The organism is Aquimarina brevivitae, assembly GCF_004216895.1.
Taxonomy (GTDB): Bacteria; Bacteroidota; Bacteroidia; order Flavobacteriales; family Flavobacteriaceae; genus Aquimarina; species Aquimarina brevivitae.
The window spans coordinates 73811-98247 of the sequence record NZ_SGXE01000006.1 but is presented as its reverse complement, the minus strand read 5'-3'; the positions used below and the strand labels follow the sequence as shown (position 1 = coordinate 98247).

The 24437-nt window shown below is 35.7% G+C and carries 25 protein-coding genes and 1 tRNA gene; 16 read left to right on the top strand and 10 right to left on the bottom strand.

Annotated elements, in window-relative coordinates; translation table 11 throughout:
• Nucleotides 1-23 precede the first annotated feature (23 nt).
• Complete coding sequence (locus EV197_RS15675) at nucleotides 24-458, top strand: DUF2147 domain-containing protein (protein WP_130287750.1); 435 nt, start codon at nucleotides 24-26, stop codon at nucleotides 456-458.
• A gap of 96 nt (nucleotides 459-554) precedes the next feature.
• The gene (gene priA, locus EV197_RS15670; RefSeq protein WP_130287749.1) at nucleotides 555-3008 is read left to right on the top strand and encodes a replication restart helicase PriA; all 2454 of its coding nucleotides are present in this window, start codon (nucleotides 555-557) and stop codon (nucleotides 3006-3008) included.
• Nucleotides 3009-3065: 57 nt separating this feature from the next.
• On the opposite strand, the gene EV197_RS15665 is transcribed toward priA, so the two are convergent.
• On the bottom strand, nucleotides 3066-3773 hold the full coding sequence (locus EV197_RS15665) for a LytR/AlgR family response regulator transcription factor (RefSeq protein WP_130287748.1): 708 nt from the start codon (nucleotides 3771-3773) through the stop codon (nucleotides 3066-3068).
• A 169-nt stretch (nucleotides 3774-3942) separates the two neighbouring features.
• Here EV197_RS15665 and rpsF point away from each other — a divergent pair, with 169 nt between their 5' ends.
• From rpsF to rplI, 3 genes are read left to right on the top strand one after another with little or no spacing between them, the layout of a single operon-like run.
• Nucleotides 3943-4281, top strand: a complete 339-nt coding sequence (gene rpsF / locus EV197_RS15660; protein ID WP_130287747.1) for a 30S ribosomal protein S6 — start codon at nucleotides 3943-3945, stop codon at nucleotides 4279-4281.
• Nucleotides 4281-4580, top strand: a complete 300-nt coding sequence (rpsR, locus tag EV197_RS15655; protein ID WP_207224223.1) for a 30S ribosomal protein S18 — start codon at nucleotides 4281-4283, stop codon at nucleotides 4578-4580. Before rpsF ends, rpsR begins: the two co-directional genes overlap by 1 nt.
• Before the next feature lie 14 nt (nucleotides 4581-4594).
• Nucleotides 4595-5050: a 50S ribosomal protein L9 gene (rplI, locus tag EV197_RS15650; protein WP_130287745.1), complete on the top strand. Its 456-nt coding sequence runs from the start codon at nucleotides 4595-4597 to the stop codon at nucleotides 5048-5050.
• Between the two features lie 111 nt (nucleotides 5051-5161).
• On the opposite strand, the gene EV197_RS15645 is transcribed toward rplI, so the two are convergent.
• A complete protein-coding gene (locus EV197_RS15645) occupies nucleotides 5162-6274 on the bottom strand; it encodes a sulfite exporter TauE/SafE family protein (protein WP_130287744.1) in 1113 nt (370 codons plus the stop codon).
• A gap of 146 nt (nucleotides 6275-6420) precedes the next feature.
• A complete protein-coding gene (locus tag EV197_RS15640) occupies nucleotides 6421-8022 on the bottom strand; it encodes a tyrosinase family protein (protein WP_130287743.1) in 1602 nt (533 codons plus the stop codon).
• Between the two features lie 181 nt (nucleotides 8023-8203).
• Between EV197_RS15640 and EV197_RS15635 the strand changes: the two genes are divergently transcribed.
• A complete protein-coding gene (locus EV197_RS15635) occupies nucleotides 8204-8674 on the top strand; it encodes a DUF6495 family protein (protein WP_130287742.1) in 471 nt (156 codons plus the stop codon).
• 18 nt (nucleotides 8675-8692) lie between these two features.
• Here EV197_RS15635 and EV197_RS15630 read toward each other — a convergent pair whose 3' ends face one another.
• Entirely contained in the window at nucleotides 8693-9928 is a 1236-nt protein-coding gene (locus EV197_RS15630; RefSeq protein WP_130287741.1) for an ABC transporter permease, read from the bottom strand.
• A 202-nt stretch (nucleotides 9929-10130) separates the two neighbouring features.
• Here EV197_RS15630 and hisS point away from each other — a divergent pair, with 202 nt between their 5' ends.
• The 3 genes from hisS to EV197_RS15615 all read left to right on the top strand — a co-directional run bounded on the left by hisS (nucleotide 10131) and on the right by EV197_RS15615 (nucleotide 13352).
• A complete protein-coding gene (gene hisS / locus EV197_RS15625) occupies nucleotides 10131-11495 on the top strand; it encodes a histidine--tRNA ligase (protein ID WP_130287740.1) in 1365 nt (454 codons plus the stop codon).
• 375 nt (nucleotides 11496-11870) lie between these two features.
• Complete coding sequence (locus tag EV197_RS15620) at nucleotides 11871-12602, top strand: LytR/AlgR family response regulator transcription factor (protein WP_130287739.1); 732 nt, start codon at nucleotides 11871-11873, stop codon at nucleotides 12600-12602.
• 207 nt (nucleotides 12603-12809) lie between these two features.
• Nucleotides 12810-13352 (top strand): hypothetical protein, encoded by a 543-nt coding sequence (locus EV197_RS15615; RefSeq protein ID WP_130287738.1) that lies wholly within the window; start codon nucleotides 12810-12812, stop codon nucleotides 13350-13352.
• A gap of 153 nt (nucleotides 13353-13505) precedes the next feature.
• Here EV197_RS15615 and EV197_RS15610 read toward each other — a convergent pair.
• Nucleotides 13506-13579, bottom strand: a tRNA-Met gene (locus tag EV197_RS15610).
• Nucleotides 13580-13738: 159 nt separating this feature from the next.
• Here EV197_RS15610 and EV197_RS15605 point away from each other — a divergent pair.
• Both EV197_RS15605 and EV197_RS15600 read left to right on the top strand, forming a co-directional pair.
• A complete protein-coding gene (locus EV197_RS15605; protein ID WP_130287737.1) occupies nucleotides 13739-14131 on the top strand; it encodes an START-like domain-containing protein in 393 nt (130 codons plus the stop codon).
• 59 nt (nucleotides 14132-14190) lie between these two features.
• Nucleotides 14191-15036, top strand: coding sequence for an aminotransferase class IV (locus EV197_RS15600; protein ID WP_130287736.1), 846 nt, complete (start codon nucleotides 14191-14193; stop codon nucleotides 15034-15036).
• Here EV197_RS15600 and EV197_RS15595 read toward each other — a convergent pair.
• The 5 genes from EV197_RS15595 to EV197_RS15575 all read right to left on the bottom strand — a co-directional run bounded on the left by EV197_RS15595 (nucleotide 15033) and on the right by EV197_RS15575 (nucleotide 19649).
• Nucleotides 15033-15593: a YqgE/AlgH family protein gene (locus EV197_RS15595; RefSeq protein ID WP_130287735.1), complete on the bottom strand. Its 561-nt coding sequence runs from the start codon at nucleotides 15591-15593 to the stop codon at nucleotides 15033-15035. The genes EV197_RS15600 and EV197_RS15595 overlap by 4 nt on opposite strands.
• Before the next feature lie 134 nt (nucleotides 15594-15727).
• Nucleotides 15728-16000 (bottom strand): HU family DNA-binding protein, encoded by a 273-nt coding sequence (locus EV197_RS15590; protein ID WP_130287734.1) that lies wholly within the window; start codon nucleotides 15998-16000, stop codon nucleotides 15728-15730.
• A gap of 247 nt (nucleotides 16001-16247) precedes the next feature.
• Nucleotides 16248-17198 (bottom strand): methionyl-tRNA formyltransferase, encoded by a 951-nt coding sequence (fmt, locus tag EV197_RS15585; RefSeq protein WP_130287733.1) that lies wholly within the window; start codon nucleotides 17196-17198, stop codon nucleotides 16248-16250.
• Complete coding sequence (locus tag EV197_RS15580) at nucleotides 17188-19095, bottom strand: RecQ family ATP-dependent DNA helicase (protein ID WP_130287732.1); 1908 nt, start codon at nucleotides 19093-19095, stop codon at nucleotides 17188-17190. The genes fmt and EV197_RS15580 overlap by 11 nt, the downstream gene beginning before the upstream one ends.
• A gap of 8 nt (nucleotides 19096-19103) precedes the next feature.
• On the bottom strand, nucleotides 19104-19649 hold the full coding sequence (locus EV197_RS15575) for an AAA family ATPase (RefSeq protein ID WP_130287731.1): 546 nt from the start codon (nucleotides 19647-19649) through the stop codon (nucleotides 19104-19106).
• A gap of 148 nt (nucleotides 19650-19797) precedes the next feature.
• Here EV197_RS15575 and EV197_RS15570 point away from each other — a divergent pair, with 148 nt between their 5' ends.
• Genes EV197_RS15570 through EV197_RS15550 form a run of 5 tightly spaced genes read left to right on the top strand, consistent with a single transcriptional unit; the run spans nucleotide 19798 to nucleotide 24426 of the window.
• Nucleotides 19798-20259 carry a (2Fe-2S)-binding protein gene (locus tag EV197_RS15570; protein ID WP_130287730.1) on the top strand — a complete coding sequence of 154 codons (462 nt, stop codon included), beginning with the start codon at nucleotides 19798-19800 and terminating at the stop codon, nucleotides 20257-20259.
• A gap of 18 nt (nucleotides 20260-20277) precedes the next feature.
• Complete coding sequence (locus tag EV197_RS15565) at nucleotides 20278-22431, top strand: xanthine dehydrogenase family protein molybdopterin-binding subunit (protein WP_130287729.1); 2154 nt, start codon at nucleotides 20278-20280, stop codon at nucleotides 22429-22431.
• 1 nt (nucleotide 22432) lies between these two features.
• Nucleotides 22433-23497, top strand: a complete 1065-nt coding sequence (locus EV197_RS15560) for an XdhC family protein (RefSeq protein WP_130287728.1) — start codon at nucleotides 22433-22435, stop codon at nucleotides 23495-23497.
• Nucleotides 23498-23503: 6 nt separating this feature from the next.
• Nucleotides 23504-24103, top strand: coding sequence for a nucleotidyltransferase family protein (locus tag EV197_RS15555; protein ID WP_130287727.1), 600 nt, complete (start codon nucleotides 23504-23506; stop codon nucleotides 24101-24103).
• Nucleotides 24104-24141: 38 nt separating this feature from the next.
• Nucleotides 24142-24426: a DUF493 family protein gene (locus EV197_RS15550; RefSeq protein WP_130287726.1), complete on the top strand. Its 285-nt coding sequence runs from the start codon at nucleotides 24142-24144 to the stop codon at nucleotides 24424-24426.
• Nucleotides 24427-24437: the final 11 nt, after the last annotated feature.

Here is a 24437-nt window from a genome sequence, read left to right as displayed (position 1 = left end):
TTTTTAAAAGAAAGTAATTAAGTATGAAAAAGATACAGTTTATTCTAATTTTTAGTTGCCTTCAATTTTGTATAGGTTTAGGAAATGCACAACAATCAGTAATTGGTAAATGGAAAACTATTGATGACGATACAGGTGAAGCCAGATCTATTGTAGAAATTTATAAGCAGGGTAATAAGCTGTATGGCAAGGTAGAAAAGGTAATTCAAGAAGAAGATCAAAATAAGACTTGTATTAAGTGTGAAGGCGAAAATTATAATAAGCCAATTAAAGGATTAGTGATTTTAAAAGATCTCGAAAAGGATGGTCAGGAGTATGAAGACGGTACTATACTCGATCCAGAAAACGGTAAGGTATATCGATGTAAAATCTGGCTAGATGAGGATAATCCGGATGTGTTGAATGTTAGAGGGTACATTGCCTTTCTATATCGAACCCAGCAATGGCTTAGGATTTAAATTCTAAGAAGACGATAAAATTACCTTAAAGTATAAGCAAAAAACATGCTTTCATAGCTTTTGTTTTAATTGCAGCATATCTAATAAAGATTTCCTATGTCTTATTTTATTAATGTCATTCTTCCCATTCCCATAACTAAGGAATTTACCTATCAGGTAAATAAAGATGAAGCTGCATTTTTGCAAAAAGGAATGCGTGTTGCGGTACAGTTTGGAAAAACTAAAGTGTATGCTGCTTTAGTATCCAGTGTACATAACAATCCTCCAGAAGTATATGAGGCTAAAGAAATCGAACATATATTGGATGAAGCTCCTATCGTAACAGCGCATCAATTACAATTATGGCAATGGATGGCAGACTACTATATGTGTGCGGTAGGAGAGGTGATGCGTGCTGCATTGCCTAGTGCATTTTTATTAGAAAGCGAAACGATAGTAAAGCGGAATAATTTAGATGACGCCGATGAAGCGGATTTAAAGGATGATGAATTTTTAGTATTTGAGGCCTTACAACATCAAAGTTTATTACGGATAAATGAGATCATAGCTATAGTTGGTAAAAAAAGTGTTTTACCGCTGATTAAGCGATTGATTGATAAAGGAATTGTGACGGTAGAGGAAGAGATCTATGAACAATATAAACCCAAATTGATTCGGTATGTAAAAATACATCCAAACTATAAAGAGGAGATTGCCTTACGGAACTTGATTGATGAGATGAGTAGAGCGCCCAAGCAGAGAGAAGTACTACTACGACTATTCTCCTTACAAGCCAAATCAACTAAGCCAGTAACGGTAAAAGAACTGACCAAAGTAGCTAATACCACAACCAGTGTAATTAAATCTTTGATTGATAAAGAGGTATTAGAAGAATATCACCTGCAAAAAGATCGAGTGGAATATAGCGGTGAGCCTAACACTTCAATAAAGCAATTGAATAGTTACCAGCAACAAGCCTTTGATGAGATTAAGTCTCATTTTGAAAATGATAAAGTTACCTTATTGCACGGAGTTACTTCCTCTGGTAAAACTGAAATTTACGTTCGACTTATTAAAGAAGTCATAGAAGCTGGTAGACAAGTATTATATTTACTACCAGAAATTGCACTAACGACGCAATTAATAACAAGGTTACAATCCTATTTTGGTGACCAACTTAGCGTATATCATTCCAAGTATTCAGTTAATGAGCGGGTAGAGGTTTGGAACAACGTAAAAGAGGATAAAAATAAAGCTAGGGTAATTATTGGGGCAAGATCGGCCATCTTTTTACCTTTTGTTAATTTAGGTTTAGTAGTCATTGATGAAGAGCACGAAAGTTCTTATAAGCAATATGATCCCGCACCCAGGTACCACTCCAGGGATACTGCAATTGTTTTAGCAAATCAACATAAGGCTAAGGTATTATTAGGTTCTGCCACGCCTTCGGTAGAAACGTATCACAATAGTGTGCAAAACAAATTTGGGTTAGTTTCTTTAACCAGAAGACATGGAAATGTACTCATGCCAGATATCAACCTTATTGACATCAAGGAAAAATATCGCAAAAAACAAATGACGGGTCATTTTAGTGATACGTTACTCGGAGCTATTGAAGAAGTATTGAAGGAAGGAGAGCAGGTAATGCTTTTTCAAAATCGAAGAGGGTATTCTCCAGTAGTGGAGTGTACTACTTGTGGGCATTCGCCTCAATGCCCAAATTGTGATGTGAGCCTTACGTATCACAATTTTAAGAATCAACTACGTTGCCATTATTGTGGACATCATATTGCGATGCTTTTGCAATGTATGGCTTGTGGTAGTGCAGATTTATCTACTAAAGGATTTGGAACTGAGCAAATTGAAAAAGAACTGTTAGCTCTGTTTCCAGATCACTCCATTGGCCGGATGGATCAAGACACCACAAGAGGAAAACACGGTTATGAAAAGATTATTGACAAATTTGAACAACACCAAATAGATATTTTAATTGGTACACAAATGCTAGCCAAGGGGCTAGATTTTAGAAATGTTAGCTTGGTTGGAGTAATGAATGCTGATAACTTGCTTAATTTTCCTGATTTTAGAGCACACGAACGTAGTTTTCAGCTATTACAACAAGTGTCTGGGAGATCAGGTCGAACCCAAAAACGGGGAAAAGTATGGATACAAACCTATAACCCCTATCACCAGATATTACAACAGGTTACAACCTACGATTATGAAGGGATGTATAAGGATCAGATAGAGGAGCGACGACAATATAAATATCCTCCATTTTATCGGTTGATCAAAATCACAGGTCGACATAAAGATTACAATAAAACGATATTGGCTACAAACTGGGTGTTTACAGCATTAAAAAATTCATTTGGAGATCAAGTATTGGGACCAGAGTTTCCTCCTATACCTCGTATACGGAATCAATATAACAGAAATATATTACTTAAAATACCTCAAGGGCAATCCTTGCAAAAAACAAAAGCGGTAGTGAAGAAAATTGAAACTACTTTTTCTAGTATTAAAGATTTTTCAGGTGTCCGTTTAATAATTAATGTAGATTTTTACTAGAAAAGAAAAATCCTACGGCTAACCGTAGGATTTTTTTATAAGTATTAAAGTAATTTTTTATCCATTTAAGGCTTCAATTAAAGAATGTTTTTTATGTCTACTAAGTGGAATTTTCTCGTCAGCAATTTCTATATTTCTACTATTGTAACGTTCAACTTTATCTAAATTAATAATGTAAGACTTATGAATTCTTAGAAAACGATCACTAGGTAATTCTGCTTCAAAAGATTTCATAGTTGCCAGTACTACAATAGGATCACCATCTTCCATGATTAACTTAACATAGTCTCCTAATGCTTCTACATATTTAAGTTGCTTTAGATAAACTTTACGTTTTTTCAAATTACTTTTAACAAATATGTAATCATCATCTTCAACTGGCACCCCTTCTGCATTAAGACGCATCATGCTCATTGCCTTTTCAACAGCCGCATTAAATCTATCTTTTTTTAGAGGTTTTCTTAGGTAATCAACTGCATCGTAATCAAATGCTTTAAAAGCATATTTCGTTTTACCTGTAACAAAAATAATGTGAGGCTTATTTTCAAGATCATCCAACAAATCAAAACCGGTAAGTATTGGCATTTCTATGTCTAGAAATAAAAGATCAACAGGAGTATCAAGTAACCCATTCTTAGTTTCAATAGCGTTATTCCATTCTGCCACCAATTCTAAAGAAGGGTGCTCATCTATAAGCTTTACAATAGCTAATCGCTGAAGGCGGGAATCATCTACTACCGCACATTTTAATTGAAGTTCTTCCACTTGCTAAGGTTAATTTTCAAATACAATATTACATAATATATCTAACTTCCACAAGTATTTCGGGCTTTTTATCGACAAATATCGTGTTTCATCGAAGTGGAATTAGAGTTTGAAAATAAGAAAAATAATCTTACTTTTGCAGCCAATTTTAATTAAAACATAATTTTTTATGAATCAGTACGAAACTGTTTTCATCTTGAATCCCGTTTTATCTGATGAGCAGATAAAGGAAACAGTTAAGAAATACGAAGACATTCTTGTTTCTAACGGTGCCAAGATGATATCCAAAGAAGATTGGGGGCTAAAGAAGTTAGCTTATGCAATCCAACACAAAAAAAGTGGTTTTTATCACTTATTTGAATTCCAAGTACCAGGAGAAGCAATTAACGCTTTAGAGGTAGAGTTTAGAAGAGACGAAAGAGTAATGCGTTACCTAACTGTTAAGTTAGATAAACACGCAATTGCTTGGGCTGAGAAGAGAAGAAACAGAAACAAACAAAAAGCTTAATTATGTCATCTATAGAACAACAAGCAAAAGGAAAAAAAGACGGAGAAATCAGATATCTTACTCCTCTTAATATAGATACGACAAAAACTAAGAAATACTGTCGTTTTAAAAAGTCTGGTATTAAGTATGTGGATTATAAAGATCCAGATTTCTTAATGGCATTCGTTAATGAACAAGGAAAGTTACTACCACGTAGATTAACTGGTACTTCTTTAAAATATCAGCGTAAGGTAAGTGTTGCTGTAAAAAGAGCAAGACATTTAGCGTTAATGCCTTATGTTGGTGATTTATTAAAATAAAAAGGCATAACATAATGGAACTTATATTAAAGAAAGACGTTGAGAATCTAGGATTCACAGATGACATAGTAGAAGTGAAAAATGGTTATGGCCGTAACTATTTAATTCCTCAGGGATATGCTGTTTTAGCTACACCTTCTGCAAAAAAGGTATTAGCAGAAACACTTAAACAAAGAGCTTTTAAAGAGAAAAAAGCAATTGAGGATGCTGAGAAAATAGCGAAGAAAATTAATAACCTTGACCTTAAAATTACTGCAAAGGCTGGAGCTGGTGATAAATTGTTTGGATCAGTATCTAGTGCTGATGTATCAGATGAGCTTGCGAAAGAAGGTATTGAAGTAGAGAAAAAATACATCAATATTGCAGGTAATGTAATTAAGCGTTTAGGGCCATACGAAGCTGACATTCGTTTACACAGAGAGGTAATTGTTAACTTACCTTTTGAAGTAGTAGCAGCAGCACAATCGTAAGCTATACCATATTAGTAGTAAAAACGGCTAACCTTAGGTTAGTCGTTTTTTTTTGTTTTTGGATGTAGCACTATTACTGTAAAAAATTATCCTTTTTCTAAAACCTATTGTTTATAACGGTTTCAATACAAATTCACCAGTGAGCATTCCCATCCAACAGGTATAGGTCAATCGCGTATGTTCTTTAGGATAAAACTCAATAATATTCAAACCTTCCGAAAGTTCCTTTCGTAGTTTTAATGCGGGTATTTCTATTATCTTATTGCAGGGTGTCAGTTCAGTGACTTCTATTTGCCATCGGATTTTCTCCGTGGGTGTAAAATAAATTTTCTTCTTACTCCATCCTTTGGTATCAGCCTTCATCGAATACGTGCTCATCATTTGTTTTGGGATTGTGGCTACGGCATAATCGTTATTTTCCGTGGGTTGTAAAGGCATTAGATGATATCCACCTAAAGAAATCCCTTGTTGGATCATTACCACCCCATAGATTACAATAAGCAAGGCAATAACTCTATCTGACCAAACAGATTTTAACGCTTTAAAAAAGTTTAATAAAACTCCGTAACACAAAAATATGGGTAGTGTTCCTAAGCTAAATACGGTTAATGCTATAGCACCATAAATGGGGTCTCCCTTTGTAGCAGCAATGAGATATAATGCCTGCAAAGGGCCGCAAGAAATCATAAGACCATTTAGTAATCCAATATATTGAGGTTTTTCTAGATGTGTAGTTGGAAGCTTTTTACTTACCCATTGGAATATCTTTAATTTGTTACATAAACCAAATGATTTTGCGCCTAGATAGAGTAGAAAAATTCCGCCAATTATAGCAATGGTGCTTTTTGAACCGTTATTGAAGCTTACCAAGCTACCCAGTGCGCCAAATATAGCACCCATTAATGCATAGGAGGCCGTTTTGGTTATACTATAGGTCAGATGGGACCTGGTTAAAGAAATGTGGTTTCTAATACTGTATCGGACATAACCTGCCATCAACCCGCCACACATGGAAATACAATGCAATCCGGTTAAAAAACCCATCACCCAAATCATCCCTAATGTCTTCATTTCCATAGCTTGATTTTGATAATTTTTGAAGAAGTTTAGCGATACCAATACTATGGCGATTACAACTGCAAAGACAAAATAGTACAAGCCCTGTATCCGGTTTGTTTTTTTGTGCGTGCAGCTACAATTTGGTGAAGGTGAAGAACAGCTCATGTTTTTAGGTTTTAAAAGCGAAATAGATGATTACATCAGGCACCACCTGCAAGTAAACAAGGCGCCAATTAGGTATATGGCTACCTTGTTTACCTTGGTGTACGCTGTATTAATCGTATGCTTTTTATTTATAAAGTGATATACGACTATTCTAACACATCAAACTGGTAGTCAAGCGCTTTGGGCATCTTATCGGATCTACCGATGATATCTACATCAAATTCAGCATTGTTTATCTCATCTTCTGAGAAATGACTTAGGTCAAAAAAAGCCTTAACTTCTAAATGGTTTTGGCAGTTAGCACAGGAAGCAACATTCCATCTGCTAAGTATCGATTGCTTGCCTAGACTTATTTTCTTTCCATCAATGATGATATAGCCTACAACAACAAAGGAGCCACTAAATAACGAGCGATCAATACCAGATACCATTAGCTTCTTAGCAGACTTTGCTTCGGATTTTAATGCCATTGGAGCCCATTTTTGTTCCTCACTAAATGAACCGTTGCTATAGGTAATTCCAAGTTGCGTTTCACTATTGATACAATCTTTAGAGGTGTAATAAACCGTTTGACCACCATTTTGTTTTACAAAAGGTTTTAAAGGGGTTTCTAAAGTTAATGGCTGATTAGGATCCTGACCTGCAGCAGGTCCCTGACCATTGGGTAAAGTGTTTGGATCTGTACCTGCATAATTGGGTATGATTTCAATGGAATCCGTTTGGTTATTTTGTATTTGCCATAACCAAAACATACGATCTACATTGCAATGGTGGAAAAAGAAGATAGGATCTAATCCCGCAGTGTTATTTTCGCCCATATCACCGTTAGCGCCTTTGATCTGACCTGAGCTACCTTGGTTAGGAATATCAAATCCACCCACTGCTAAATGGATATGATTATGGGGAGACTCCAGCGGAGTAACAATACCTGAGTTTTTTTCGTTCCACGCAGCAGCAGAGGTGGTATTAGAAAAAGCGGTATAATTCGGAGCTTCTAAGCAAGACTTATACTCCCAATATACACCATCTTTTTGAGGGTTTGGATCTGTAGGGCTTACACCATCTCCTTTTAACCAGGCTTTTACATTGTCATTCAGTAGAACCGTGTTTTTAACTGGGTCTGGAAATTTAGCATTATGCGCTTCAGTGGCTTTTCTGGCTTCTTCTGTACCTACAAGCCCAGATAGAGGGTAACGAACAGTTGCATAGCCTGCAGGTTTGGTATAGCGTTGGTTGTCTCCAGTAACATCGTCGTTGACTTGTTTTTGAAGTACATATGACTTTAAGGGATTGGTAACTACGGTTCCGTCGCTAAATACAAATTGCTCGTCAGTAAGTACCCAAGGGATACCTTTTTCAATAGTTTCCTTCGTAGTTTCATCCCAATACGGCATAGTAACATCTGGGACAATGCTTTGCAAGGCTTGTTCGATACGCAAAACATAAACCCTATGCCAAGTGGGGAATAGTACATTACCGTGATTACAATAGCCACCCCAATAGTCAGGGTTTTTTGCGCCTTGACCTTCAAAAGGTTCCCCGTGATAACCGCCAATAACAAAGAAAGAATTTAAGTCATCTGCTGGCAAACTAGTAATGCCAATCCAAGCTTGAACTAGGTTTTCTAAAGGTTTTTTATTGCCGCTTTCGTGCATGTCTTGTAACTCACGAACAGAATATCGTGTTTTCACTTCACTGTGGCTTACAATGGGTTTAGAAATAGTGGTTTCAGTTTTAAGAGTACTCATAAGATGATTTTTTGTGAATTTATATTTAAAGATAAGCATATTTTAGGTGCTATAAACAGGTATTAGTACCTGATTTTGAGTGCATACCGATGTAAATAATGGAGGGTAGTTTGGTAGGATTAAATTTTACCAGAATTATAAATATCCTTAATTTTGCAGTCGTTTTGAAAAAACAAAAGCTGTGAAATACAAGAGACTATCCAAAGAACAATTAGAAGAATTACATCAAGAGTTTATCACTTTTTTAGCTACCCAATCTATTACGGCGGAAGAGTGGGAAGATATCAAGAAAAATAAACCACAAGTTGCTGAAGAAGAAATTGATGTGTTTAGTGATTTGGTATGGGACAGTGTGCTGAGTAAGGCAGAATATTTGGAGCATTTTTCGCCCAATCAAATGCACCTTTTTAAATTAGAAGAAGAGGGGATGAAACTCATCGCTATCAAAATTGATTATCCGGACATTGATATTACAACGAGAGAAGGGTATGAGTGGCTACGAAATAACCTGATGGATGAAAAAGTTCTTTTCTACAATTCTAAAAAGGAATATAGTAGTGACCCTAATGCTGATCGTTTTGATTTGATCCTTAAGGGCGCCAACATCACCAAAGGAGAATTGTTTACGTATTTTGAATCATTAATAGATTAGGAATCAACAAATTAATTATTATTCGTATCTAAGGGATTCAATAGGATCTTGCTTGGCTGCTTTTAATGCAGGATATAATCCTGAGATAATTGCAATTACAAAAGATATAGTTGCTGCTGAGACGATCGCTAGCCAGGGCGTGCTGAAGTCAAAGTTGGCTATTAATGTGATCAACCAGCCTATTAATACGCCTAAAATAATACCGATAAGACCACCCAGTTGACCAATGATTATCGTTTCCATAAAGAATTGACCAGCAATGGTGTATTTTTTGGCACCTAAAGCCTTGCGAACCCCAATCTCTCGGGTTCTTTCGGTAACCGAAACTAACATAATATTCATTAGGGCTATCGAGGAACCAAAGATCGTAATAATACTGATGATCCACGCTGCGATATATAAGTAAGAAGTAATATTTGCAATACGGTTAAGTAGGTCATCACTGCGTTCTATACCGAAATTATTGTCTTCAATTGGGTTCAAACCTCTAACATTTCTAAAGGTAATTATGGCTTCATCTTGTGCGGCTTCAAAAAGTTGTTTATCATTTACCTTTACGCTAATTCTATAATTGATATTAGGTAATGTAAATATGGATCGGGCCACTTGTAAGGGAACTAATACCCTCAAATCTTGATTGTTGCCAAAAGTTGCTCCTTTACTTTCTAATAAGCCAACTACTTTGAATTTAACTCCTCTAACACTTACCGTTTTACCAATGGGGTCGAGATCTTTAAATAAATTTTTCTTAAAATCTGAACCCAAAATACAAACCTTTGAATTGTTTTCAATATCAAAAAAGGTGAAGTTTCGTCCCTTTTCTAGCTCGGTCCCGGTATTATCCAAATAATGTTCATTGATACCTAAGACTGAAACTTCGGGATCTGTTTTTTCGTTCAGATATTTTACTTCAGCAGACTGTGTGCCTGTGAACGATACCGATACATTTGTTAGTGGATATTCGTATTTATCTGTAAATGCTCTTACGTTTCTGTAATTGATAATAGGATTAACTTTGTCAATCTCTCTACTGTTTCGGGTTGTAAATTCGTACTGTTGAATATTAAAAGTGTTGGCTCCCATAGAAGCAAAATCTCCGGATATAGTGTTTTCAAGTGCTCCGACTAAGGTTAAAATACCAACTAAGGCAGTTATCCCTATCGCTATAATTAAAATGGTAAGAATCGTTCGTAATACTTGACCTTTTATAGAGTCAAAAGCAATTCGGATATTCTCTCTAAACAGTGAAAACATAAATATAGATTAACCGGTTTTTTAATTAGACTAACAAATCCGTAGAAAGTTACTTAAAAATCAGTTTTTTTTTCGCTTCTCCAAAACTTCGGATTTTTATTTGTGTTAAAGCTTACGATTTTCGGATATTTGCAGCGATTTGAACAAAAGGGAAACTGATACAAAGGCTTCTTTGTGTAGTAAACTAATTTATAGCGATACCATGAAACCATCCATACCAAAAGGGACTAGAGATTTTTCACCTGTAGAGGTAGCAAAACGACAGTACATTATCAATACGATTCAATCTAAATTTGAACTTTTTGGTTTTCAGCCTATTGAAACTCCAAGTTTTGAAAATAGCGATACCCTAATGGGGAAATATGGAGAGGAAGGAGATCGATTGATTTTTAAAATATTAAATAGTGGTGACTTTTTAAAGAAAGTTGATGACACCACCTATAGTACTAAGGATAGTGTTCAAATAACCTCTAAAATTAGCGAAAAAGCATTGCGCTATGACCTAACGGTGCCTTTTGCCAGATATGTAGTACAACATCAAAATGAAATTGAATTCCCTTTCAAACGTTATCAAATTCAACCCGTATGGAGAGCAGATAGACCGCAAAAAGGCCGATTTAGAGAATTTTATCAATGTGATGCTGATGTAGTAGGTAGTGATTCATTATGGCAAGAAATTGAATTTATCAAGCTCTATGATGCGGTATTTAGCGCCTTGAATTTATCAGGAGTTACCGTGAAGATTAATAATCGAAAGATACTTTCTGGTATCGCTGAAGTCATTGGTGCAAGCGATAAGCTGATTGATTTTACCGTAGCACTAGATAAATTAGATAAGATCGGTGAAGATGGCGTTAAAAATGAAATGCTTGGCAAAGGAATTACCGAAGAAGCTATTGCTAAAATGCAACCATTATTTGATTTTAGCGGCGATACCAATGAAAAAATAGAAAAGCTCAAAGCCTTATTACACGCTTCAAACGAGGGCTTAAAAGGAGTGGAGGAGTTGCAGTTTATCATACAAATGGTCAATGAACTTTCATTAACTACGGTAGCTATTGATCTGGATGTTACCCTGGCACGAGGGCTTAATTACTATACCGGTGCTATTTTTGAGGTGGCAGCGCCACAAGAAGTCGCTATGGGATCCATTGGAGGAGGAGGAAGATATGATGATTTAACAGGTATTTTTGGACTTAAAAATATGAGTGGTGTAGGGATTAGCTTCGGTTTGGATAGAATTTATTTAGTATTGGAGGAACTTAATTTGTTTCCAGATACGGTAGCAGATACTACTAAAGTGTTGTTTATCAATTTTGGTGAAAAGGAATCCTTGTATTGTATGAAAGGCATATATCAATTACGTAATTCGGATATTGTAGCCGAGTTGTATCCCGATGCTGCTAAAATGAAAAAACAAATGACCTATGCCAACCGTAGAAATATACCCTACGTGGTTCTTGCAGGTACCAAAGAGATGAACGAAAACACGTTTACCGTAAAGACCATGGAAACTGGCGAACAACAAGAAATGAATATCGAACAACTGTCTAAATACTTGTCATAACGGCTAATTCTTTGTGATTTTGTAAAATAGACTTATAAAGGCGCTGACTTATTTTGTAGAATTATAATTCTAACTTATATTTGTCACTCGATAAATTACTTGTTTTTCAAAAGTGTTGAGTTATTAACTTTTAGTTCCCGACAAGTAATAAAGTTTGCAAGTATTGCATATCGCAAAATTTCCCAGCAAACGATTTATTGATTTTTCCACTGAAAGGATTGAAGTTCGCTTCAATCCTTTTTTTATTCCATATTTTTAAAACTTTGGTATTTAGAAGTTTTAGTTTAGGTTTGGAATTATTTTTTTAAATCAAAAAAAATCAGATAAGCAAGGGTACGTTGGACAGGTTAAACTTACCCTATAAAAAGAAATAGAATGATTAAAGCAATACTTGTTGAAGATGAATCGTATATACGTAAAGGATTGATTAACCTTATAGATAGTCTTGATAAGGAAATAACTGTGATAGGGGAGTGTGGTTCGGTTCAAGAGGCGGTTACAGTAGTCAGTGCTTGTAAACCCGATTTGGTGTTTTTGGACATTCATTTACCAGATGGCAATGCTTTTGACTTTTTAGCACAGACCAACGATTTGAATTTTAAAGTGATTTTCATTACTGCCTATGATCACTATGCGCTCAAAGCTTTAAAAGCAGGGGCTGTAGATTATATTTTAAAACCAGTCGATGTGGAAGAGTTAGAGACAGCCATTGATAAAATATCTAATGATGATGTAGGCTTACAGCAACAAAAAATAGCGGTTACTCAGAGTCATTTTAATCAGGAAAGACTGGTGATCGGTTTGCAGAATGAATACAAAGTGATTAATATTAATGAACTACAATATTGTAAATCAGATAAAGGATACACTACATTTTATCTAACCGATAATCGCAAAGTGTTAGCGTCTAAACCGTTAAAATTCTTTTTGGATAAGTTGCCAGCAGCAAAATTTGTCAGAACACATCAATCTTGTTTGGTAAATTTAGATTATGTGGATCGATATGATAAAAGTGGAGTGGTTATTTTAAAAAATAATGCCCAGATTCCTGTTTCTGTTCGTAAGAAGGAAGAATTTTTAGCCAAATTGATCTCCAACGGTCAATAAAATTCAAATTATAATATTCATTTCTTAACGAAAATATATTCGTAGCTAACGAATATGTATGCACAGTGTTGAAGAGTTGTCATTTCGGCTACTTTTACACCGGTTGTGCTGCTAAAATATTATGCTTTCCAGGAAGACTGGAAAAAAAATAATTTTCCAGTGAAACAATCCAAAAAAATAATAATGACAACTAAACACTAATTTACTATGAAAAATTTGATTTTAATGTTAATTGTAATCTTATCAGCGTCCTGCGGTTTCAATTCATCAGGAGATGTAAAAGATTTTACAGAAATACAAGAAGAGCTCAAAGATCAATTTGGAGAAAATGCCTATTACTCTCAGTTAGTTATATTTCATGATCCTAATATGGGGACTTATTTTAATGCTTCTGGTACGGATAAACCATCTTCTCTTACCTTAGAAGAATGGAACTGGATGCAAGGAAATTGGAAACAAACTTCAGAGATTACCTTAGAGATAAGTGGAGGCAAAGCAGAGGATTTTCTTTTTAGATTGGATAAGGATATAAGTCTACCTAAACTAGAAGAATTGATTGCAGCCTCTGTAAAAAAGTTAAAAGACGAAAAGAATATTGATGGGGTACTCCACATGGCAAGTATTTTTAATCCAGAAAATGGTAATAACAAGGAACTAAAGTATCAAATTACCTTGAAGCCCCAAACCGGTGGTACTTCATTTGATTTTACCTATGGGTTAGATGGAGGTTTAGAGGATTTTGATTACTAATTTGATAAAATACGAAATAACGATTTAGTCTCGGTGAAACCGTAATGCGAAGTAAAGCTTGTCTTAGTATAGATAAGCTTTTTTCATGGATATTTATGTACTCCAGAAAAGCGAATAAAAAAAGTCCAACAGAATACTGCTGGACTTATGTTGTAGCGAGAACGAGATTTGAACTCGTGACCTCCGGGTTATGAATCCGACGCTCTAACCAACTGAGCTACCTCGCCGTTTTTGATATTTACTAAGGGTTCTTGATTTCCTTTAGCGGGTGCAAATATAAAAACAAAATATATTGACGCAAACAAAAAGTAAAGAATTAATTTTTTTTTCATTCGCCTTTTAAAGTATGTAATTAATCTATATATTGGCTTATTAACAATAACAATATGTCAGACAAAATTAAATTTGAACTGGAGTTTGTGATTCAATCATCACCTCAGTTGCTTTATCAATATATTTCAACACCTTCAGGACTTTCAGAGTGGTTTGCAGATAATGTAAATTCTCGAGGGGAGTTGTTTACTTTTATTTGGGATGACTCTGAGGAGGAAGCTAAATTACTAAGTAAAAAAAGTGGAGAGCGGATCAAATTTAGATGGGTTGAGGATGAAGAAGAAGGTAATGATTACTTCTTTGAGATCCGTATTCAGGTGGATGAAATCACCAAAGACGTTTCTTTAATGATTTCGGATTTTTCTGAAGAGGACGAATTAGATGAAAATAAAATGTTATGGGAAAATTTAATAAGTAACCTAAAACACGTGCTTGGTTCTACCTAAAACATAATTTAATAGTATATTTGCACCCTTCTAATTCATGTAATTTCAAGGGTTTTTTTATGATTAATCTTAATGGAGAATTGTGTAAGGATGAACAGGCTTTAATTCATTTATCTAATCGGGGGTATGCATATGGAGATGCTGTTTTTGAAACCATAAGAGTAAATCAAGGCAAAATATTGTTTTGGGAAGATCATTACTTTAGACTTATGGCCTCCATGCGTATTTTAAGAATGCAAATCCCGATGGAATTTACGCCAGAGTTTTTAGAAGAGGAAATATGTACACTAGTTGATAAAAACCAACTACAGGATAAGGCAGCGCGAATAAAAATTACCGTAAGTAGACACGCTGAAGGTTTTTACACTCCTTTATCCAATGAGGTAGTGTATACCATTCAAGCTAGTGAAATCACTAATGGATTTTATACCATAGAGGAGAGCGATTACGAGGTCACTTTGTTTAAGGATCATTACGTTATGGCAGACTTATTGTCAACAGTAAAGAGCAATAACAAAGCAGTGAATGTCCTGGCTGGTATTTTTGCAAAAGAGAATGGGTTCCAGAATGCGTTGTTGCTCAACTCTAATAAAATGGTGATTGAGGCGATTAATGGAAATTTATTTTTGGTAAAAGATAATGTGATTAAAACACCTCCATTAGCTGATGGCTGTCTTAGAGGCATACTGCGAACTCAATTATTGAGAATTTTAGAAAAACTAGACGATTACGAGGTAAAAGAAGAATCCATCAGTCCATTTGAATTACAGAAGGCAGATGAGTTGTTTATTACGAATGTAATTACTGGTATACAACCGATATCAAAATATAAAAAGAAAGCGTACAGAACGATCGTAGCTAAGCGTCTACTGGGTACATTAAACGCTAGGGTAAGACTAACTTAATTGTAACTGGGATTTTCAGGAGCGTTGGACCAAAGCATATATTCTCCACCCAGCTCTAGCATTTTTTCCTTCCAAAAGGTATTATAGGATTTTACAAAAATGTTTTTCTTGTAACTATTCTCCACAATTACCCAAGAATTAGCTTGTAATTCCTGCTCTAGCTGTTCGGCATCCCAACCCGAGTACCCCAGAAAGAAACGAATTTCGGAGGGTGTAATTAATCCTTTTTTTATCAATTCAGAAACCACCGCAAAATCACCACCCCAATAAATACCTTCAGATATTTCAACGCTATCGGGAACTAGCTCCGGTACTTTATGAATAAAATAAAGATTATCCTGTTCTACAGGCCCTCCATTGTAAATCTCAAAATCAGTCTCAATTTCAGGAATAAGATCGGATAAATAATAATCCAATGGTTTGTTTAGAATAAAACCGATAGAGCCTTGTTCACTATGGTCCGCCAAAAGAACAACCGACCTATTAAAAGAAATATCTCCTATTATAGATGGTTCTGCTATCAATAAATGTCCTTTGGAGGGTTGAAGTGATATCATAAAGATAACATTTAGATAACTAAATCTAGTTATTTATTTCTAATTATCAAAGCACTGCTGGGCTTTTTAGCATTTAATAAACAAAAAAAAGCTCTCAAAAAATGAGAGCTTTTTTAATATTGTAAACTAAGTGATTAGTTAACTGCATCTTGTAAATCCGCACCAGCCTTAAACTTCACAACGTTCTTAGCTGCGATTTGGATAGTTTTTCCTGTTTGTGGATTTCTACCTTCTCTAGCAGCTCTTTTAGAAACTGACCAAGAACCGAAACCTACTAAAGAAACACGGTCTCCTTTTTTAAGAGTACCTTCTACATTTCCTAAGAAAGATTCTAAGGCTTTTTTAGCTGCTGCTTTAGTGATTCCAGCGTCAGCTGCCATTGCATCGATTAATTCTGTTTTGTTCATAATTATGTTTTTAAAATTAATTGTTGGTTAAACCAATCATTTGTTAAACGCTCTACAAATTTATACGGATTTATGATTCATGCAAGCTATAATGCAGCAAATGGGAGGTTTTGTTAATAACTATGCTGGATTGTTAATAAACAACCGTGAATTTTGTTAATTTTTTGGACAAATCTACTTAATCCTAATAGAATTGGTTGAAAACATACGGCTTTACTTGTGGTCTTTTTTAAGTATGAAGTCACTATTAATAGACTTTCGCGTCTTTATAAAAGGAGTAGCCATTGAGTAAGTCTGTAGCTTTTAGAGCTTTTTTACCTGGTAATTGTAGCTCTTCTATGCTTATAAATCCACCATCAATGGCAATTATTATTTTACCTTCTTCTGTTTTAAGTTTTCCAATTTCATAAGAGTGGGTTTCCTCAGTGTACGAAGATTTGTAAATTTTAAAAGTATACTCTTCACCATTGTTTTGTAAATAAGACCACGCGGTGGGGTATGGGCTAAGCCCTCTTATCAAATTTTGTATGGTCCTTGCATCTTTAGTCCAGTCAATCTTAGTATTATCCTTATTGAGTTTGTATGCGGTTTTAAAGCTTTCCTCTAACGGTTGGGATTGTAAGGATACGGTTTCTGATTCTATTTGTTGAAGCGTTTGGATGACCAAAGACGCTCCCCTGTTCATTAAAGTATCGTGCAGCGTGCCTGCTGTATCTTCTTCAGTAATCGCAACTTCTTCTTGAGCAATGATTTTTCCGGTATCGATTTTGTCATCAATAAAAAAAGTAGTGATTCCCGTTTTTTGTTCTCCGTTAATAATTGCCCAGTTAATTGGAGCTGCACCCCTATACTCAGGTAGTAATGAAGCATGCAGGTTAAATGTACCATACTTAGGCATATCCCACACTACTTTTGGTAACATCCTAAAAGCAACCACTACTTGAAGGTTAGCGTTTAATGAACGTAATTCTTCAATAAATTCTTCACTTTTCAGATTTGTGGGTTGTAATACTTTCAAGCCTTTAGCTACAGCAAATTCTTTTACAGCTGATGCCTTTAGCTTTCGACCGCGACCCGCAGGTCTATCCGGAGCAGTTATCACCCCAACAACGGTGTAATTATGCTCTAATATTGCCTTAAGGGTAGCTACCGCAAAATCCGGCGTACCCATATAAACGATTCTTAATTTATCTGTCATGCCCTATAATTTCGTATGTGTTGTCGTAGTTTATCTTTACTTTATTTTGCTGTATGAGCTTTTGAATTTCATTGAGTAATACTGATTCGTCAAAAGGTAAAGTTTCAACCAATTGCCTGGATGTTATGCGTTCTAATTTTAATAAGGAGAGAATTTCTTTTTGAACATCCTTATCACTGACTTGCTGTGCGTTTTTCTTTTTACAAACATTGCAAATCCCACAGGGTTCAGAAGTGCTTTCTCCAAAGTACTGCAATAATAATTGACTTTTACAGGTATCTTGATCTTCAATAAACTCAAGTATACTATGTACCTTGTTAATTTTGGATGCGTTTTGTGCTTTTAAAAAATGTTTAACCCTATTAATAGTTCGATCATCCTCTCTTGGTTGTAAAAAAAGTATTTCAGCATCTGATATTGTATAGTCAAAAACCACCAGTTCTTTTTTTTGTAACTGCTCAAGAACTTCTACAATGTCCTTTTCGGAAAATTTAGTTTTTTTAGCAATTAATGATAGATCAATGGTTAAACTGTCATCGAATATGCCACCATAGGTTCTTAAAATACCTTTAGTAATATATTCAATTTTTTGATTGGTTTCTACGAAATCCAGAATTTCTTTACTTGAAACGATAAATTGAAGATTGGTCTTTTTTTGATACTTCTGTGTAAAGCGGATGACCCCACATCGGTCCAAAAACTGCAATGCATTATAGGTTATTAAAGTATTTAGCGAATAGGTACCGCAAAATTTAATAAAGTTAAAGTTGTGTAGTGTTTGCTCACCTTCGCCATAGGAAATCTGAAAATAGCTGGTCAACTTGCGGTACACCATTTTTACATAATCCGTATCGGGTAATACCTTTATAAATTGATTTTTTACCCGAGCTATATCTTTATCCTGGTATAATAGTACATTGGTAGCACTTTCTCCATCACGTCCGGATCTACCTGCTTCTTGAAAATAACTCTCAATACTTTCTGGGATATCATAATGTATTACTACTCGTACATCGGGTTTGTCAATACCCATACCAAATGCAGTGGTAGCCACCATGACTCTAGTTGAATTATGTAACCAGGCTTTAAATCGTTTTGTTTTTTCTTTGTTGTCAACCCCTCCATGATAAAATTGAGCAGAAATACCGTGATCTTTTAAATGCTCAGCAAGAGCAACAGACGATTTTCTATTGCGTACATATATGATGGCACTACCCTGATGTTTTTGTAATACTTGAAGCAAGGCATAATTTTTATCACTCACTTTTATGGCGTTATAACTAAGGTTGGGCCTATAAAATGAGCTTTTGAATAGCTTTGGGTCGAATAAGTCAAGCTCAGTAATAATATCACTCACCACTTCTTTGGTAGCAGAAGCAGTTAACGCAATCATCGGTAGCGTTGGATTGATTTCTCTTAGTATGGTAATTTTTTTATAGGAAGGCCTAAAATCATTACCCCATTGCGAAATGCAATGTGCTTCGTCTACTGCAATAAAACTGATGTTCATTTGCTTTAATCGCTCCTGCACAATGTCTTGCTGTAATCGCTCTGGCGATAGGTACAAAAATTTATATCCCCCGTGAATGCAATTATCCAATTGCTGGTCTAACTCAGAAAAACTAATCCCACTGGTTAATGCAATAGCTTTAATTCCTTTACTTTTAAGGTTAGTAACCTGATCCTCCATCAAAGCTATGAGTGGTGATATGACAATGCAGATCCCTTCTTTAATTAATGCAGGTACCTGATAACAAATGGACTTACCACCACCTGTAGGTAATAAAGCAAAGGTGTCTTCTTTGTTTAATACACTTTGAATAATAGCTTCCTGCAAGGGTCTAAAACTTTGATAGCCCCAATATTGCTCTAATATTTTTGCAGCAAGATTGTTCATGGATTAGTTTAAAGATGGTTGAGTATAAATGAGACACGATTGTCTACAGTATCCAATGGAACAGTAAGACATTGGTATCCAAACCTGGTGTAAGTTTCTTCTAAATGTTTATGTATTTCCTGAGCCTGATCAAAACTTTCGAAGCGCTCTTCATCTACTTTGTATATCTCTTTCCAGGGTGGTAAAAGAAAAACCTTGTTATAAATGTATTCTTTACACGCCTTACTAAAGTGTGCTGCTATGGGTTGATTAAAAAAATCCATATACGCCAAAACATCAGGGATTCCTCGGTCGTAGAATAACAAGTCGTTGGTTTGATTGCTACCTTCTTTATATTGAGCTATACGACCGTTTAAAATTTTTTTATTAAAGGCTAGGGGGTCTTCAACAGATACAATAGGGTTAGAAGTTATCGCTGTAGTTTCTTTACTGTCTTTTGTAAAATCCCTTACAATTTCGTGAAAACAGAAATAATCTGATTTTTCCAATTGTAAGATAACAGAAGTCTTTCCGGTTCCTGGTGCTCCAGTAATAACAACACGTTGTTTGGTCAAGATATATAATTTTAATGCAAATTTCGGAATATTTATGCGATTATGAAAGTTTATTCAATCCCTTAAAGGTCTGTTAAATCTCTTACGATGATTTATTTTTTTAGTAATTTAAACAACGGTTTACATATTTACACTAAAAAAAATTCTCATGCCTGTTTATAATTTAAAAATTAACGGAACTGCACATTCGATAGAGGCAGATCCAGATACCCCATTACTTTGGGTACTCAGAGACCATCTCAATCTTGTTGGAACCAAATACGGTTGTGGTATAGGACAATGTGGAGCATGTACCGTTCATGTGGACGGTACTGCAACCCGGAGCTGTTTGCTCAAAGTTTCCATGGTAGAAGCTATGGAAATCACCACAATTGAAGGGTTGTCAGAGGACGGTTCTCATCCGGTTCAAATCGCCTGGAAAGAAATAGATGTTCCACAATGTGGTTACTGTCAGGCTGGACAAATAATGTCAGCTTCAGCATTTTTAAATACTAATGCAAACCCTTCTAAAGAAGATATCCGAGATGCTATGAGTGGTAATCTTTGTCGATGTGCTTCATATAATAGAATTGAAAAAGCAATTGAAACCGCGTCTTCTAAACTCAGTTAAATCCTATAAATCAAGATCATGAAATCATCAAATAACATACATTTAAGTAGAAGATCTTTTATCAAAACTTCGGCTTTAGCTGGAGGCGGAATGCTTATAGGGTTTAATTTATTTCAGGCGTGTAAACCAGAAGCAAAGCCCCCAGTAGACATATCGCAATTAAACTTTAATGACTTTAACGCTTTTATCAAGATAGCCGACAATGGTATGGTGACTATTTTTTCACCAAATCCAGAAATAGGGCAGGGGGTAAAAACTTCCATGCCTATGCTTATTGCAGAAGAATTAGATATAAGCTGGGATAATGTAAGGGTGGTACAAGGAGCTTTAGACACTGAAAATTATACAAGACAAGTAGCTGGTGGTAGCCAATCGATCCGATTAGGATGGGAGCCGTTACGACAAACAGGAGCCACGGCTAGACAAATGTTGATCAATGCTGCAGCACAACGCTGGAATGTAGATCCTAAAAATTGTACAACAGAGGCGGGAGTAGTAAAAGGACCCGATGGAGCCACCTTGGGGTACGGAGAACTGGTTAAGGATGCCGCAGTACTTGAGGTGCCTGAAGAAGTTACTTTAAAAAAGCCAGAAGACTTTACCATAATCGGTAAGGACATTGTAAACGTTGATGTAGATAAAATAGTTACCGGTAAGCCACTCTTTGGGTTGGATTACAAAGAAGATGGTATGTTAACCGCTGTGGTAATGAGAGCACCTTCTTTTGGGTTGAAACTCAAGGATTATGATGCTAGTGAATCGAAAAACGTTACTGGAGTTGTTGATATTATAGATGTTAAAAATCGTATAGCCGTGCTAGCAAAAGATACATGGACAGCGATGAAGGCTAGAGATTTAATAAAAGCAAACTGGGAGGAAGATACCGAAATTGAAAGCACAGCTATGCATGATAAAAAATTAATGGATTTACTGAATGGTAAAGACTTTAAAACCATGCGAGCTGACGGTAATGTAAAAAAAGCCTTTGCAGAGGCAGATCAGGTATTGGAGCGAGTTTATGAATCTCCTTTTCTACCGCACAACTGTATGGAACCTATGAATTTCTTTGCAGATGTACAGGATGAAAAAGTGCGACTTGTTGGCCCAATACAAACACCAGAGCGTACTGCACAACAAGTAGCTACCTTATTAGAACGCGATGTCAAAGATGTAAGTGTAGAGATGACCCGGATGGGAGGCGGTTTTGGTAGAAGGTTATACGGAGATTTCGCTCAAGAAGCAGCCTTAATTTCTAATATAGTTAAAAAACCCGTTAAGGTGGTGTATACTAGAGAAGATGATATGACCGCGGGCGTATATAGACCTGCCATAAAATATAAGATTTCGGCCTCCATTAAAGATGGTGAAATTACAGGGTATCACTTAAAAGAAGCTTCCATTAATTCTAATATGTATGGATTGATACCTAATTTCTTCCCGGCAGGCGCCATCGAAAATTATCAAGTGGATGTTGCCAAATACGACAGTAATATCACTACAGGTGCTTGGAGAGCGCCATATACCAACTTCCTTTCTTTTGCAGAGCAGAGTTTCTTTGACGAGTTAGCCGAAGTGTTAGGTAAAGATAATATAGCTCTTCGACTGGAGTTGCTAGAGAAAGTAAAAGGTACCACCGACGAAAGAATTCAGTATTCTCCAGAAAGATTGCAAAATGTAATCCGAGAAGCAGTTGCCAAATCAGGTTATGGTCAACCAAAGGAAGGTGTTTATCAGGGTTTTAGTTCGTACTATTGTCATAATACTCACGTAGCGGAAGTTGCTGATGTGGTGATGGAAAATGAAGTGCCTGTGGTTAAAAAAGTAACGTGTGTAGTAGACTGTGGAGTCGTAGTTAATCCGTTGGGAGCAAAAAATCAAATAGAGGGTGGCGTCCTTGATGGAATTGGCCACGCAATGTACGGTAATTTTACCTTTGAAAAAGGAACCCCCGTAGATAAAAACTTTAACACCTATCATTTGATCCGAATTAATGAAACACCACAGGTGGAAACTCATTTTATCAAAAATGACTATGCGCCTACCGGTTTAGGAGAACCTGCTTTACCACCTGCGGGAGCGGCAGTGGCGAATGCGATTAAAATAGCCACCGGTAAACGACTGTATAAACAACCATTTGTTAATGAATTAAAAGTTAAGGCTCCTTTAGGTTAATATGACGCACGAATTTAAAGAAATACTAACTCAGTATGCTATTGCAAAACAGCTGGGTAAAGCTACAGTGCTCGCTACTGTGGTGTATGTAGAAGGTTCTTCCTATCGTCGACCTGGAGTGCGTATGTTAATTCGTGAAGACGGCGTAATGACAGGAGCAGTAAGCGGTGGATGTGTAGAAAAAGAGGTTTTGCGTCAAGCTCAAGCTGTATTTACAAACAAAACCGCTAAAATGATGACCTATGATGGAAAATACCGGTTAGGTTGCGAGGGTGTTTTGTATATTTTAATTGAACCGTTGGATCTGTCTACAACCCATATTAATACCCTAAAAGAACTATTAGGTGAAAGAAAGACATTTGATATCACTTCCACATATTCAAAGTCTTTATTAACCGGAAACACTATAGGTTCTGTTGTTACTGTCAACGAATCTGAAAGTAATAAGGAAATTCCATTTTATCCAAATTATAAAAAAACAGTTACAGCGAGTAGTTTAGAAAACCATAAAGATAAAATGAACCCTTGTATGCGATTAGTCATTATAGGTACAGAACATGATTCGGTTTCACTTTGTAAATTAGCAAGTTTATCAGGTTGGGAAGTTGTAGTGGTCGGTGCTCCTTCGAGTCCTCAGAAATTAACCGATTTTACAGGTGCAACTGAATTTAAAAAGATCGCTACAGATAGTCCTGATTTTATGTTTATTGATGAAGACACGGTTGTAGTATTGATGACACATAATTTTGCTAAAGATGCATTATATCTTCAAGCATTAAGTCAATCTGCCATACCCTCGTATATTGGTTTGTTAGGACCTGCTCAACGAAGAGAAAAGTTATTAAATGCATTAATAGAATACAACCCAGAGACACCTTCAAAGTTTTTGGAGCGCATCCATGGCCCTGCCGGTTTGAATATTGGAGCAGAGACACCACAAGAAATAGCAATTTCTATTTTGTCTGAAATTTTGGCATTACATAGAAATCAAAACCCAATTTTTCTTCAAGATAAAAAAGGAGCTATACACGACCCAAAAGAAAGTATTGCCATCTCAAAAGCCTAAAGAGAAGTGTTAGCCCATCTAATATTAGCAGCAGGTTCTTCGAGCAGATTAGGCAGGGAAAAACAACTGTTGCCCTACGCTGGTGTGTCTTTAATAGAATTCGTTGTCAAAGAGTCTTTACAGTTAACGGATACAGAAACTTTTGTTGTTTTAGGTTATAATCGCGCGGTAATCGCTAATCAAATCTTGGATTATGATATACACATTATAACCAATGCAAATTGGCAAAAAGGCATGGGTTCTTCAATTTGTTGTGGTGTTGACTTTATAAACCAAAAGAAGACAGCTTATGAAGGAGTATTGATTTCTTTAGTGGATCAACCGTTATTAGATCATAAGTATTTAAATCATTTAATTGAACTCTATATTCAGAATGACCGTGACATGGTCGCAACGCGTTATCCAGAAACATTAGGGGTACCAGCTATTTTTTCAAAGAACTATTTTGAACAACTGTTAAAGCTAAAGGGTGCTGGTGGAGCAAAAAAACTACTCAACACCAATAAAATCATACCTAGTCTTGATCCTGGTTCTTTATTTTTTGATATTGATACTGAAGAAGACTACGAAAATCTGATGACTAGTAAAGGGTTATCTAAGAAGTAAAATGTATCTTTGTAGCTTTATACGGAGTTACAATTGCTATGAGTAAATCAGAAGATTTTTACAATAAATTAAAAGTACAACTAACTGAAACCGCTGACTGGCCATCTGCCTACTTGTATAAGTTTATTGTTCCTAGTGAAAAATCTAAAATTGATCAGATAGAATCTATTTTTGATAATTTAGGGGCAGTAATACAGACTAAAAAATCCAGTAAAGGGACCTACACTAGTGTTTCTATTAATGTACGAATGAAAAACCCTGATCAGGTCATTGCTAAATATAAAGAAATAGCAGAAAAAGTAGAAGGCGTCATATCATTGTAAAACAAACACCT